The 12,144-nt window shown below is 35.2% G+C and carries 14 protein-coding genes; 10 read left to right on the top strand and 4 right to left on the bottom strand.

What is annotated here, in order from left to right; translation table 11 throughout:
- Nucleotides 1-215 precede the first annotated feature (215 nt).
- The gene (locus tag ACODR7_RS09985) at nucleotides 216-1,406 is read left to right on the top strand and encodes a DUF4062 domain-containing protein (protein ID WP_488838889.1); all 1,191 of its coding nucleotides are present in this window, start codon (nucleotides 216-218) and stop codon (nucleotides 1,404-1,406) included.
- A gap of 215 nt (nucleotides 1,407-1,621) precedes the next feature.
- On the top strand, nucleotides 1,622-1,951 hold the full coding sequence (locus tag ACODR7_RS09980) for a hypothetical protein (protein ID WP_488838888.1): 330 nt from the start codon (nucleotides 1,622-1,624) through the stop codon (nucleotides 1,949-1,951).
- Between the two features lie 123 nt (nucleotides 1,952-2,074).
- On the opposite strand, the gene ACODR7_RS09975 is transcribed toward ACODR7_RS09980, so the two are convergent.
- The 3 genes from ACODR7_RS09975 to ACODR7_RS09965 form a co-directional block, all read right to left on the bottom strand.
- A complete protein-coding gene (locus tag ACODR7_RS09975) occupies nucleotides 2,075-2,203 on the bottom strand; it encodes a hypothetical protein (protein WP_488838887.1) in 129 nt (42 codons plus the stop codon).
- Nucleotides 2,204-2,244: 41 nt separating this feature from the next.
- A complete protein-coding gene (locus ACODR7_RS09970) occupies nucleotides 2,245-3,351 on the bottom strand; it encodes a DNA topoisomerase IB (protein ID WP_488838886.1) in 1,107 nt (368 codons plus the stop codon).
- Between the two features lie 203 nt (nucleotides 3,352-3,554).
- Nucleotides 3,555-3,992 carry a DUF6526 family protein gene (locus ACODR7_RS09965; protein ID WP_488838885.1) on the bottom strand — a complete coding sequence of 146 codons (438 nt, stop codon included), beginning with the start codon at nucleotides 3,990-3,992 and terminating at the stop codon, nucleotides 3,555-3,557.
- A 213-nt stretch (nucleotides 3,993-4,205) separates the two neighbouring features.
- Between ACODR7_RS09965 and ACODR7_RS09960 the strand changes: the two genes are divergently transcribed.
- The 8 genes from ACODR7_RS09960 (at nucleotide 4,206) to ACODR7_RS09925 (ending at nucleotide 11,899) form a co-directional block, all read left to right on the top strand.
- Entirely contained in the window at nucleotides 4,206-5,975 is a 1,770-nt protein-coding gene (locus tag ACODR7_RS09960) for an aminopeptidase P family protein (protein ID WP_488838884.1), read from the top strand.
- Nucleotides 5,976-6,537: 562 nt separating this feature from the next.
- Nucleotides 6,538-7,104, top strand: a complete 567-nt coding sequence (locus ACODR7_RS09955; RefSeq protein ID WP_488838883.1) for a Crp/Fnr family transcriptional regulator — start codon at nucleotides 6,538-6,540, stop codon at nucleotides 7,102-7,104.
- Nucleotides 7,105-7,157: 53 nt separating this feature from the next.
- Nucleotides 7,158-8,180 carry a saccharopine dehydrogenase family protein gene (locus ACODR7_RS09950; protein ID WP_488838882.1) on the top strand — a complete coding sequence of 341 codons (1,023 nt, stop codon included), beginning with the start codon at nucleotides 7,158-7,160 and terminating at the stop codon, nucleotides 8,178-8,180.
- Nucleotides 8,177-8,755, top strand: coding sequence for an NAD(P)H-dependent oxidoreductase (locus tag ACODR7_RS09945; protein WP_488838881.1), 579 nt, complete (start codon nucleotides 8,177-8,179; stop codon nucleotides 8,753-8,755). Before ACODR7_RS09950 ends, ACODR7_RS09945 begins: the two co-directional genes overlap by 4 nt.
- Nucleotides 8,756-9,144: 389 nt before the next feature.
- Nucleotides 9,145-9,858 (top strand): hypothetical protein, encoded by a 714-nt coding sequence (locus tag ACODR7_RS09940; RefSeq protein ID WP_488838880.1) that lies wholly within the window; start codon nucleotides 9,145-9,147, stop codon nucleotides 9,856-9,858.
- Nucleotides 9,845-10,489, top strand: coding sequence for a hypothetical protein (locus ACODR7_RS09935; protein WP_488838879.1), 645 nt, complete (start codon nucleotides 9,845-9,847; stop codon nucleotides 10,487-10,489). The genes ACODR7_RS09940 and ACODR7_RS09935 overlap by 14 nt, the downstream gene beginning before the upstream one ends.
- A 149-nt stretch (nucleotides 10,490-10,638) precedes the next feature.
- Complete coding sequence (locus tag ACODR7_RS09930; RefSeq protein ID WP_488838878.1) at nucleotides 10,639-11,208, top strand: sensor histidine kinase; 570 nt, start codon at nucleotides 10,639-10,641, stop codon at nucleotides 11,206-11,208.
- Between the two features lie 10 nt (nucleotides 11,209-11,218).
- On the top strand, nucleotides 11,219-11,899 hold the full coding sequence (locus ACODR7_RS09925) for a response regulator transcription factor (RefSeq protein ID WP_488838877.1): 681 nt from the start codon (nucleotides 11,219-11,221) through the stop codon (nucleotides 11,897-11,899).
- Between the two features lie 67 nt (nucleotides 11,900-11,966).
- Here the strand turns inward: ACODR7_RS09925 and ACODR7_RS09920 are convergent, their stop codons facing one another.
- Complete coding sequence (locus ACODR7_RS09920) at nucleotides 11,967-12,143, bottom strand: RebB family R body protein (RefSeq protein ID WP_488838987.1); 177 nt, start codon at nucleotides 12,141-12,143, stop codon at nucleotides 11,967-11,969.
- Nucleotide 12,144: the final 1 nt, after the last annotated feature.

Raw genomic sequence — 12,144 nt, 5'->3', positions numbered from 1 at the left:
ACAATAATTATAAAGAAAGAAAAAACAGGCGGTGTTTTTTTATAGTATTTACAATATTGAATTACTATAAAGAATTACAGGTTCATTTGTAAGTAATATTTTGAAATTATATTGTCAATATTTTTTTGATTGTTAAATTAATTTGTATCTTGTATATAAGTATTTTAATTAACAATTATTTAAAGGTTTACTTTAATAAATAATAAAAACTAATAATGTCATACGAATCAACTGTATATCGAATTTTGATAGCATCACCATCTGATGTAGAAGAAGAAAGAGAGGTTGCTGCCAGAATTATTCAAGAATGGAATGATTTAAATTCTTTTAATAAAAAAATTGTGCTCTTACCAGTTAGATGGGAAACTCATACATCTCCAACTTATGGAGGAAGGCCACAAGAAATAATAAATAATCAAATAGTAAATGAATGTGATTTATTAATTGGTTTTTTTTGGACAAAAATAGGAAGTCCAACTGGAGAAGACATTAGTGGAACAATTGAGGAAATAAAACGTGTTTCGAGTGAAGGGAAACCCGTTATGTTATATTTTTCAAAGAGAGGAAAGGATCCATCCCTTATTGATATTGATCAATTAACAAAACTAAATGATTTTAAAAAAGATATTTATAAAGTTGCACTTGTAGAAAATTTTAGTTCTATTGTAGATTTTAGAGATAAGCTTTCAAGACATCTTGAAATGAAAATTAGAGAATTACAAGAGACAAAGAATAAAAATACAAAACCTATTAAATTTTCTTTTATTGATCATAAAACAAGGAAGTTATCAGTGAAAAATATAACTCAAAAATTTGAGAGAATTATTATTAAAGATGAAACAGTTGAAACAATTTCTAAGAGTTCAAAAGTTAAAAACAAAGAATATGAATTTAAACAATCATTAAACTCCTTTCTTAACAATAGAAATAAATTTCCAATATTATTAGGAATAGATAATTTAACTAATCGAATTATTAATAATAGTGTAGCTCACCTTAGAATAAATTCCTCGACTGAAAATTTAAATATAAGTTCCTTCATACCTTCAAAAAATTTTGAAAATCGCAATTCATTTTACCAATATGATCTAAATAATGAAAGTGTTAGTTTAATAGGTAAAATTTTTAACATAAATTTAAATAAGGTTTCAAAAACTAGTTGGGAGTATAATACTAGACCTTTTCCTTTGTTAACAAATAAGCTAAACGCTATAGATTTAGTATGTTTAATCTACCCTTTAGCGAAAATAAATATTGATTTTTTATTAACTCTTTATTCAGATAACCTTTTACAACCGATTGAAGAAAAATGTAGTATTACAATTGATTACTCTGAAAGAGAAATAACAAAAGAAGAATTAAATGAAGTAATTGAAAGTATTCCAGATTATGAGTATCCTTTCTAAATTTTTAGAATTGATTAGAATTAATTATAGAAAGTAGGACAATAAAAAATTATCATAGTTCAAAAGTAATGCTTAAGTGTTGTGAATAATGGATTTACTGTGAAATGTTAAAATTACATAAAATTGTATTTGTTGCGATTTTGAACATTTTAAATAATCTTTCTGATAACCGAAGGGGTGGGATTGTTCTACTTTTACATCCTTATTAAACAAGTATGAAAAAAAGAGTCTTATTTTTCTCAGCGTTGTGTGCGGGTCTTCTTACGCAGAAAGAAAAAACTAGTTCATACTCTGAAATCATTTCAAAAATTAATCTTCTTCAGCAGACGCAGCCTGAAATTTACAATTTTTCAGATATACAGGATGTGCAGGATTCCAATGACTGGGAGAAAGTGAAATTTGATTCATTACTTGCACAGCCTTGGCTACACTATTTCTTTGCAGGCTATACTTACAATACAAAGGTTGCTGCTGTTCAAAACGGTGATTATATTACAGCGCCAAGATACATTCTATATCATTGCCTGCAGATAGCGGGCTGTTAATCCCTTTTCTTCATTTTTAATGATCCGGTATGGTTTGTAATCACGTCAATACAAATCCGTAAAAATCATTCCCATTTTACATTTCAAAAAGATTGCAGGGATTACCCCAAAGGAGTACAGAGTTCAGTTTTTGAATAACAATAGGATTTCAATATAGTCCGGTTGGAAGCGGGAAGTCAGATGCTGGAAGTATTGTGCAGTAGCCTGATCAAAATAAGTTGAGAATTCAGAAAGTTGTTTTAGGAGTTCCATAACTTCCAGTTTTCATCTCCTAGCTTCCATTCTTCCATCTTCTATATTTTCTCGTTTTCCAGAATCTTCAGAACCAGTCTTTCCTCTTTTGTAAGATCGGCTTTTCCGTCATTGTCTTCTATGACTTCCAGTTCGTCAAGATATTTTTTGATCGTATTGTTCTCGTAAAGGTTGATGACTAAAGGATGAACATAATACTTTCTGCAGACAGCCGATGTATTTCCCAGGTGTTCTGCAACAATGTCCAGGGCTTCTTTAACCTTCTTTTTATATTGAGTATCATTTTCTGCATACCCGATTTCTTTAAAAGCGATCAGGGCACTTACGGTTCCGGACCATGTTCTGAAGTCCTTAGCTGTAAAATCTTCACCACTGATCTCTCTGATATACTCATTTACCATCCCGGAATCTACAGAATGACGGTTTCCTTCATCATCAAAATACTGAAAGAGTTCTTTCCCGGGAATATCTTTACATTTCTGTACCAGCCTTGCCAGCCTTTTACTTCTGAGGTCAATTTTATGCATAATACCTTTCTTTCCTTTAAAAGAAAAAGAGATTTTCTGCCCGTTTACCTTTACGTGTTTACCCTTTAAAGTGGTCAGTCCAAAAGACCCGTACAGTTTTTCATATACATTGTTTCCAATACGAATATTGGTTCTTTGCATAAGGCTTACAATTAAGGCCAAAATTTTTCGCTTTTCAAAATTTCTCAAAGCAAGATCCTGTTCTATATGTAGCCGCATTTCCGGTAACGCATATCCGAACTGAAGCATTCTGTAAAATTTCGTATGATTTCTTAATGCACTCCACAGAGGATGGTAGCGGTATTGTTTTCTTTTTTTTACATCAAAGCCTGTCGCCTGAAGATGGCCGTTATCAAGAGCACAGATCCATACATTTTCCCAGGCAGGCGGAATAACCAGTTTGTTGATCCTTGTAATTTCTTCTTTATCCCGGATTTTTTCGCCGTCCTGATAATAGGAGTATTTCTTCCCGGTTTTTTTACGGGTAATTCCGGCTGTTTCTGCATCGGTGGTATATACAAGATGTACCGCCTTTGCAGAAGCTTCCGGATCCTTCATTATTTTAACAATTTTTGAAGGCTTAAGGTGAGAAATGATCTCCAGATCTGTATTCTTCTCCATAAAACATGGTTAAGAGTTTTTACCCCTCGAAAAAATCAGTAAAAGAATCCCTACTATTACACAGACTAAGAGAATTCCCCACCACATTCCTGCCTTAAAAATCGTTTCTACGGCTTCACAACTTGTTAGTGTCAATATACTTAATAGCATAATACTGTAAAAGCTCCATTTTTTCATAGGTATCTATTTTGTTTGTTGGTGTGCTAAATTCTGAGATGGTCAGCTCTCCATTTTTTAATAGACCTTTTAATTTCGTCTCCTGAGATATTTTCATGAAGTGCTCTGTATAAAAGCTCTTTGAACTCATCATCATACGTAAATCTCAATGCAGCAATCTGATCGAATTTCAGTTTCTCAGCAGTTTCATCCGATCTTTTATTGAAAATCTCGAAATAACGCTGCTTAAACTCCAGGATCACCATCCGGTTTTGAAGTCCCAGTGCGTAATGCTGTCTTGTCATGAATGCCAGATAAAAAAGCAGAAAAATCACAACAGAAAATAATATCCAGATCAGCTGATTTCCGGGGTCGTCCCAGATTTTATAAATTCCTAAAATCTCCAGTATTATAAGTATTGGAAGATAAATAAAATGATGGGGCGGATAAAATTTCCTGTGGTTATTGTAGTTTTGCTGTTTCATGAAATAGAATGCAGCAATAATCTTTCCAAAAATTTATTATTTTGATAATGTGGTAGTTTTTTTTACTTAAAAATGATTTATTTTATGAAATATATTTATTAGCTTGATTTTTTTGGTCTCTTTTACAATAAAGAATTATTAAGCAAAATAGCGGTAGATTTACCCTTCAGACATCAAATTTTTTGTAACTTTCGGTGGTTAAAAATAAAAAGAATGACTTCAAAGGAAAAAGTTGCTGCACTTCGTGAAGAAATGCAGAAAAATAATGTTGATGCATTTATAGTATATTCTGCAGATCCGCATATGAGCGAATACCTTCCTGAAGAATGGCAGGAGAGAGCCTGGCTGTCAGGTTTCTTAGGTTCTGCCGGTTTTGTGGTAGTTACCAAAGACAAAGCGGGACTTTGGACAGACGGAAGATACTTTACACAAGCTGCTATTGAACTGGAAGGTTCCGGAATTGATCTCTTCAAAGAAGGAATGGAAGGAACTCCTAATTATATCGACTGGATTATTTCAGAAATTCCCGCAGGTGGTAAAGTGGCAGTAAATGCTGTTGCAGCCTCTCATGCCAACTGGGAACTGCTTTCTCAAAAATTGAATGCGAAAAATATTACACTGGCAGATATTCCGCTTTTAAAAGAAGTCTGGAAGGAAAGAGGAACTCCATCTGCTAACCCTATTTTCGTACATCCGGTAGAAAGAGCAGGTAAATCAGTATCAGATAAAATTGCTGCCATCCGTCAGAAAATGGAAGAGCAGGAGGCAACTGTGCATATCATCTCAAGTCTGGATGATGTGGCATGGACACTGAACCTGAGAGGAAGTGATGTACAAAGCAATCCTGTATTCTTAGGATATATTGTAATTACTAAAAATGATGCTGTTTTATTCACAGGATTAGAGAAAATGGAAGTGGCAGCCAGAAAACAAATGGATGATTCGTTTGTTAAAATGATGCCTTACGAAGAATTTTACAATTATCTGAAGACCTTCAAAAACGAAAAAGTACTGGTTTCTCCGAACAGCAACCAACAGATTTTCGAAACATTAAAGACAGACAACCAGTTTATCAAAGCTCCGGTTCCAGGTAACCTGATGAAAGCCCAGAAAAATGAAGTTGAGCTGGAAGGTTTCAGAACAGTAATGGTAAGAGACGGAGTAGCCATGGTGAAATTCCTTTACTGGCTAACGCACAATGCAGGAAAAGAAGCGATGAATGAATATTCTATCGGGCTAAAGCTGAGAGACTTCCGCGCTGAAGGTGAAAACTTTGTAGGAGAAAGCTTCAGCCCTATCGTTGGATATAAAGGTAATGGTGCCATTGGGCATTATTCTGCTAAAAAAGAAGGAAGTAAAGAAGTAACCAACGAGGAAACAATCCTGGTAGACTCAGGAGGGCAGTACCTTGAAGGAACTACAGATATTACAAGAACTTTTGCCTTAGGAACACCATCGGAGGAGTTTAAAAGAAATTCAACATTGGTATTACAGGGGATGATCCGTTTATCTATGGTGAAATTTCCAAAAGGAACAAAAGGAGTACAACTTGATGCTATTGCAAGGCTTCCGCTATGGATGGAAGGGAAAGACTTCAACCACGGAACAGGACATGGGGTAGGAAGTTTCATGAATGTACACGAAGGACCGCAAAATATCAGAAAAGATCTGAATCCTCAGGAACTTCTTCCTGGAATGGTCTGCTCAAACGAACCCGGATACTACATTGAAGGAGATTACGGAATTCGTCACGAAAATCTTATTGTAGTAAAAGAAGCAGAAACAACAATTCACGGAACATTCTATGAATTTGAAACATTAACATTCTGCCCGTTTTTCAAAGATACAGTGGTGAAAGAAATGCTTTCAGAAAGCGAAATCGACTGGCTGAACGGTTACCATAAAACCTGTGAGGAAAAGCTTGCTCCATACTTGAAAGGAGAAGTTAAAGAATGGTTCCTTCAATTGGTAAGCCCTCTTTAATAAAGATTCAAAGGTGAAAGCAGATGACCATCATAACTTTAAACCTTGAATGATAAACATTAAACTGAATATTGTTAGATAATCCAAAAGTCCTGTAAGGTATTTCCTGCAGGGCTTTTCTTTTTCTACAACCGTATTTTTACGGATATAATTCTGGGGATTTCACTGATGCGTAAAAAATAAGGTTGGCTTATCTTTGTTACAACAAAACATCATTCATATCTTCATAAATAACTCAAGTAAATTCAAAACGGTAGATCATCTCGTCCTGAGATGATTTTTTTTTTGTTTTCAATTGAAATTTGTATGACTATACATTCGCTTAAAAAGAGACTATCTCAAGTCTAAAAGTGTCATTCTGAACGAAATGAAATGTAGTGAAGAATCTCACGATTCTGATTATTAATGAGATTTTTCCTTCGTCAGAATAGCAAAAGCCAAATTATTTCACTTTTGAAACAGTCTCTGTCTTTGTTTTCTTAAAATAGAATTCTATAAAAATGAAAACGCAGCGTTTACAAAGAAGTATTTTATTTATTTTCGCTGAAACTTATTTTATAGAATGGAACGTGAATATTTTCGAAGCTTTAACCTGTTTTCAGAGGATGAAATTGAAGAATTCCTTAAGTTTTCTGAAGTCAGACATATCAGTAAAAATGATTATTTCATACAGGAAGGAGAGCTTTGTAAGGAAGTAGGATTGGTAAAGTCTGGTATTTTCCGTTCCTTTTATATTTCTGATGAAGGAAAAGATATGACCTACTGCTTCCGGTTTCCCAATCATATGATCGCTGCCTATTCCTCATTTGTTTCCGGATGTCCCAGCAAAGAAAGTATGCAGGCCATTACCAATGCAGAGCTGATTATCCTTAAAAAAGATGCGGTAGATGAACTGGTAAAGAATAGCATAAACTGGACAAAATTTTTAAAGATTATTGCCGAACAGGAATATCTTGAACTTGAAACACGGTTTTTTCAGCTGCAAAGAGACAGCGCTGCCCGGCGTTACGAAACATTATTAAAAAAACATCCTGATTATATTCAAAATATTCCATTACAGTATCTTGCTTCCTACCTTGGTATTACCCAACGTCACCTGAGCCGCATCAGAAAGGAAGTTTCTTTTTAGACATTTGTCCTGCTTATTGAAACATCGGCTCTCTACTTTTGTCAAAAAAAGTTATGGAGCAAAATATTTTAATTATTGGTGGCAATGGATTGGTAGGTAAAACAATTTCCAGAATTTTGAAATCAAGAAATCCTCATCTTACTGTTTTTATCGGAGGAAGAAAAGGTGGAAAAACAGATAGAGACCTGAAGATTGATGTTACAGATCCTTCCTCTTTTAAAGTGATTATTGAGAAGAAAATACAACTCATCATTCTTTCCGTGAATGACAAGGAAGATCATGTACTTCGCTTTGCGATTGATCATCACATAGATTATCTGGATATTACCAAACCTACTCCGGCTTTGGTGAAGGCGTATGATATTGCCGGCAAATCGGATATCAACAGCAGAATTGTCTTCAGTTCAGGCTGGATGGGCGGAATTGTCCCCGGATTGGCTAATATTCTTTCGGATTCAGGTGATATTACTGAAGCAAAACTCTTTGTCTATTATTCTGTGAAAGATCTTGCAGGCGAGAGTTCAGCTCACTTTATGGCAGAAAACGTAGCCGTTCCTTTTGTGCATTATAAGAATGATAAGCCGGTTTTTATAAGACATTTTCTGGATACAGAAGCTTTTAATTTTTCTTTTGGAATAGGGAAAAGAAATGCCTATAATTTTGATGTGCCCGATCTGTATATTCTCAACAAAGTGGAAAGGATTTCCGATGTGAGTGTGAAAATGACTTATAATTCAAAATTCATTACCTGGCTGCTTGGATCATTTCAATATCTCAGAATCTACAATATTTTGTCATTAAAGGAAAGAAAAATGATTTTTGGATCCAGTGGTAACGGAGATCAGGCGGTCTTTGAAATTGTAGTTGATAGCCATTCCGGAGAGAAGAAACTGAGTTTGCAGAGTGAAAAAGGGCAGGCGGAATTAACCGCTTTATCTGCCGTTCTGCATACCGAGGAACTGTTGAGAAACCCTCATCAAAATAAAGTGTATTTCAGCCACCAGCTGCATGAGCCTTTATCATTAATGGCACAGCTTAATGCCTATGATTCCATCAATATTAATGTGAAATCATGAAAAAAACAGCCATTATCAACGGACATCCCAATAGAGATTCTTTCAATTTTGGGATAGCAGAAGCTTACAAATCAGGAGCAATGGAATCAGGAGCTGAAGTAAAAGAAATAGTAATTACGGATTTAAACTTTAATCCCAACTTACAGTTTGGATATCAGAAAAGAATGGAGCTTGAGCCGGATCTGTTGAAAGCTTGGGAAATTATTCAGTGGGCAGATCATTTGGTTTGGATACATCCGGTTTGGTGGGGAGGATTTCCGGCGCTAATGAAAGGATTTATAGACCGTCTTTTTTTACCGGGAATGGCCTATAAATACCGTGAAAATTCTGTGTGGTGGGACAAGCTGTTGAAAGGAAAGACCGCTCACATCATTACCACTTTAGACCAGCCGGGTTGGTATTACCGTCTGTTTTTTGGCAGGCCCAGCGTAAATCAGCTTAAAAAATCTGTACTGGAATATTGTGGAGTAAAACCTGTTAAACTGACTTATATTGGGATAATCCGGAATTCTAAGGATGAACAGCGGTCTCAATGGCTGAAGACTGTCAAGGAGCTTGGAAAGAAACAAAAATAAGCTGCCCGAAATTTTTAAAAATATGATATAATGATAACTTTATCCGGTAATACTATTGATTATCAGATAAAGTTTCATTATTAAAGTGAAAAAAAATGGTTTTCCTTTTTTACCCTCAATCCAGTAGGCTTATGATTTGATGCACTTCGGATATACACCTCTTGCTGTAAGGAATTTTTTGATCAGAGACATTCGTCCTTCTTTTCCTGTAAGATAAAAAATAACCTTATCTGTTTATGATTAGCTTTTGTGAAAATCAGAAGAAAGAGCAATTTTTTCTCAAATTACATTTTATTTTCCACCTGAATGTGATTTAAAAAATAGATCAGTCTGTTTTTTTTGTAAATTTCAACTCATAAAATAATTATCATTCACAAATAAATATTATCATGACTACTGAAAACATCTTTGAAGCTATCAGAAAATGGAAAAATCTTATTGATTCTTATAAAAACGGAATTGATACCAATGGAGCAGAAATTTTGAATTATTTGAATCAGGGAACTCACTTCAGCGTTTCAGGTGAAGACATTGAACAATGGGAAAAAAATCTTGAAACCGCAGAACCCAAAATGATTCATGCCTATGTAGGAATTCATGAAGGGCAGCTGAAATTTTTCCTGATTGATTCCCAAAGTGATAAAGATGCCAACTTCAATACCATCCTTATCAAAGATTTTTTGCGTGAGTTTAGTGAATCAAAAATAGAAAGCAGCAATGATATTGTAGTTGAGGTTCCTCCGATTACTGCAGAATCCGCCATTAACCGAAATTTCAGATGGAATATGTTCGGTACTTCATGGCTGCAGTCTCAGAAGACAGAAGATATCTTTCAGTTGATTTCCATACCGTTTTCAGATTATGAAAATATGGGTATTACGGCAGGGCAGACGTGTACCAGTTTCTTTGGACTTGCGGATGATATGGAAAAAAAAGATCAGGATTTCCCTTACCATATCGAGATTATTACAGTGAAAAGTCTTGCCATTAATCATATGAGTGAGACCGCAGAAAATTATTCTACCCCAAGACCTCCTTTTACCATTATTGATACTCTTAATGATTATCAACTTCTGAAGCAAAGCAACAGTGTTTTCGTATAACAGTTTATCCCTGTATCTGCAGATTATTATTAATCTCGTTTTATGTACAGGGCTGATTATATTGGTAAAAGAAGGGATAAAATCAAAATTTCCTGTGATTGTGCTTCTTTCAGGAGAATTGATGCTGGAACTGTCTGACTTGGCCGGGCGGTTGATGAAATTAAATACACTCAATATCTACAATTATACATTGAGCCAGTTTTTTGGTTTGATGATCCTTACAGTGATCTATGGCAATTACTATATCCAGCTTTCCCGTGAGGTAAGAGGGATGATCTATTGTTACGCAATATTAACCCTCATCACGAATGTGCTGTACGTACAGAATGATATGCAGGTTACTTTTTATTCCAATATTATCACCAGTATTATTATTTGTAGTTATGCGGCCTCTTATTTTATGAAAATCATCAGGGAAGGCAGGACAGATAGAGATCTGTTTATTGTGAACATCATAGTTTTCCTGTTTTTTTCTATTGAATGCCTCATATCCACTACTTTTAATTTTTTAATCAGCAACCACCTGAATTGGGTAGCCCCTATCTGGCTTTTCAGAGGCATCCTGCTATTGTCTTTTTATATTTCTTTTATTAATCTGGGATGTGGCGTTGGGAAAATCAGAATCAGATAGTTGTATGGATATGGATCGGTATTGGGCTATTTTCTTTAACAACTTTATTCATTACATTATTGGTTATTAGTTATTTAAAAAACATCAGGAAAAACAAACAGAAAGTCTCCCGGCTGGTCCGGAATTCAAAAAATGAACATTGGGAGCATATGCTGCTTTTACAGGAACAGGACAGGGAACGCCTGGCAGAAGAACTTCATGATAATATCATCTCACAGTTGAATCTCATCCGTCTGAATCTTAATGATAAAAATCCCGAAGAGCTTAATCGTGATTTAAAAAAATCGATGCAGCTGATACGGGAATTATCCCATAATCTTACACCACCTGATCTTGATGAGATTGAACTGGCAGATTTAATTGCAGATTATCTTGAACAGGTTAATAAAAATATAGAGGTAATTTTCCGGCATATCACCATACAAATACCCATCAGCAGCCCTGTAAAACTGAATCTTTTCAGAATCGTTCAGGAACTGGTTACCAATATTCTGAAACATGCCGAAGCTACCAGAGTGGACGTATCCTTAAGAATATCCCTGAACTATCTGATGCTGACGATAGAAGATAACGGCCGTGGTTTTATCGTAGAAGCACATTCCGGAGGTATGGGTCTGAGAAATATTCAGTCAAGAGCACAAAAAATTAAAGCAATCTATAAACTTAAAGCCCAGCCTGAAAAAGGCACAAAATTCATAGCCTGTATGGCTTTACAATAAAAAAATGAACATGGAATACTCAAAAATTAAAATCGGAATTGTAGATGACGATCTGCTGTTTGTCCAGCTTTTGAAAAATTATATTGAAAATAATAGCGACTATCAGGTGGTCCTGACTTCTACAGGCGGACATCAGTTTCTCACAGAGCAGGATTCCGTGGTTGTAGATATTTTGATGCTGGATCTGAGAATGACGAAGGGTGACGGCCTTGAAGTAATGGCTGAACTCGGTAAAAAAGAAACAGAAACAAAAATCATTGTTCTTTCCAGCTTCTACCGCCGTTCATTCATGGGGCAGATGCTGAAAATGGGAGCCCATGCTTTTTTGTCCAAAGAAATTGAATTAGAAGAATTATTGGCCGTCATCAAAACCGTTCACCACACAGGACATTACTTTTCCAATGATCAGATTGATGTCATGAGAACCCAGCTTTCCAATAAGCTTCCGGAATTTCATTCTTTTTCTAAGAATGAGCTTACCGAAAGAGAAGTAGATGTTTTAAGACTGGTCTGCCAGCAGCTGAGTACTAAAGAAATTGCAGATTCTCTTTTTATTTCTCCCAAAACTGTAGAAACCCATAAAACCAACCTGATGATCAAAACCGGAGTAAAAAATATGGCAGGACTTGTTATTTATGCCGTACAAAACAAGGTGATAGATCCCGACGAAATTGTATTATTTGATAAGTAGTTTATATCCAAAAAGAATCAGGGAGCACATGACTGTACTCCCTGATCACAAGAAATCTAAAAACACACTATAATTTAGGATTCAATACTTTAGCAATAGAAACTGCATCTGCTACAGTATCCAGGCTATAGATCTGCAGAATACCCTGAGTAGTTGCTGCCTGCCCCAGAATGTTCTGTTGGTTTTGTGCATTCACTGCATTTTCAAACATGATTCCTGTAGAATGTGCAGCAGATTGATACACG

Source organism: Chryseobacterium sp. FG46 (genome assembly GCF_057809135.1).
The sequence above is the reverse complement of the archived record's forward strand: the minus strand, read 5'-3'. Positions and strand labels throughout refer to the sequence as shown.

What these genes read in the sequence shown, in the direction of transcription:
- ACODR7_RS09945 (WP_488838881.1), top strand. Translation starts at nt 8,177, where the DNA reads ATGAAAAAAACAGCCATTATCAACGGACATCCCAATAGAGATTCTTTC.
- ACODR7_RS09980 (WP_488838888.1), top strand. Translation starts at nt 1,622, where the DNA reads ATGAAAAAAAGAGTCTTATTTTTCTCAGCGTTGTGTGCGGGTCTTCTT.
- ACODR7_RS09965 (WP_488838885.1), bottom strand. Translation starts at nt 3,992, where the DNA reads ATGAAACAGCAAAACTACAATAACCACAGGAAATTTTATCCGCCCCAT.
- ACODR7_RS09940 (WP_488838880.1), top strand. Translation starts at nt 9,145, where the DNA reads ATGACTACTGAAAACATCTTTGAAGCTATCAGAAAATGGAAAAATCTT.
- ACODR7_RS09960 (WP_488838884.1), top strand. Translation starts at nt 4,206, where the DNA reads ATGACTTCAAAGGAAAAAGTTGCTGCACTTCGTGAAGAAATGCAGAAA.
- ACODR7_RS09955 (WP_488838883.1), top strand. Translation starts at nt 6,538, where the DNA reads ATGGAACGTGAATATTTTCGAAGCTTTAACCTGTTTTCAGAGGATGAA.
- ACODR7_RS09975 (WP_488838887.1), bottom strand. Translation starts at nt 2,203, where the DNA reads ATGGAACTCCTAAAACAACTTTCTGAATTCTCAACTTATTTTGATCAG.
- ACODR7_RS09925 (WP_488838877.1), top strand. Translation starts at nt 11,219, where the DNA reads ATGGAATACTCAAAAATTAAAATCGGAATTGTAGATGACGATCTGCTG.
- ACODR7_RS09970 (WP_488838886.1), bottom strand. Translation starts at nt 3,351, where the DNA reads ATGGAGAAGAATACAGATCTGGAGATCATTTCTCACCTTAAGCCTTCA.
- ACODR7_RS09930 (WP_488838878.1), top strand. Translation starts at nt 10,639, where the DNA reads ATGCTGCTTTTACAGGAACAGGACAGGGAACGCCTGGCAGAAGAACTT.
- ACODR7_RS09985 (WP_488838889.1), top strand. Translation starts at nt 216, where the DNA reads ATGTCATACGAATCAACTGTATATCGAATTTTGATAGCATCACCATCT.
- ACODR7_RS09950 (WP_488838882.1), top strand. Translation starts at nt 7,158, where the DNA reads ATGGAGCAAAATATTTTAATTATTGGTGGCAATGGATTGGTAGGTAAA.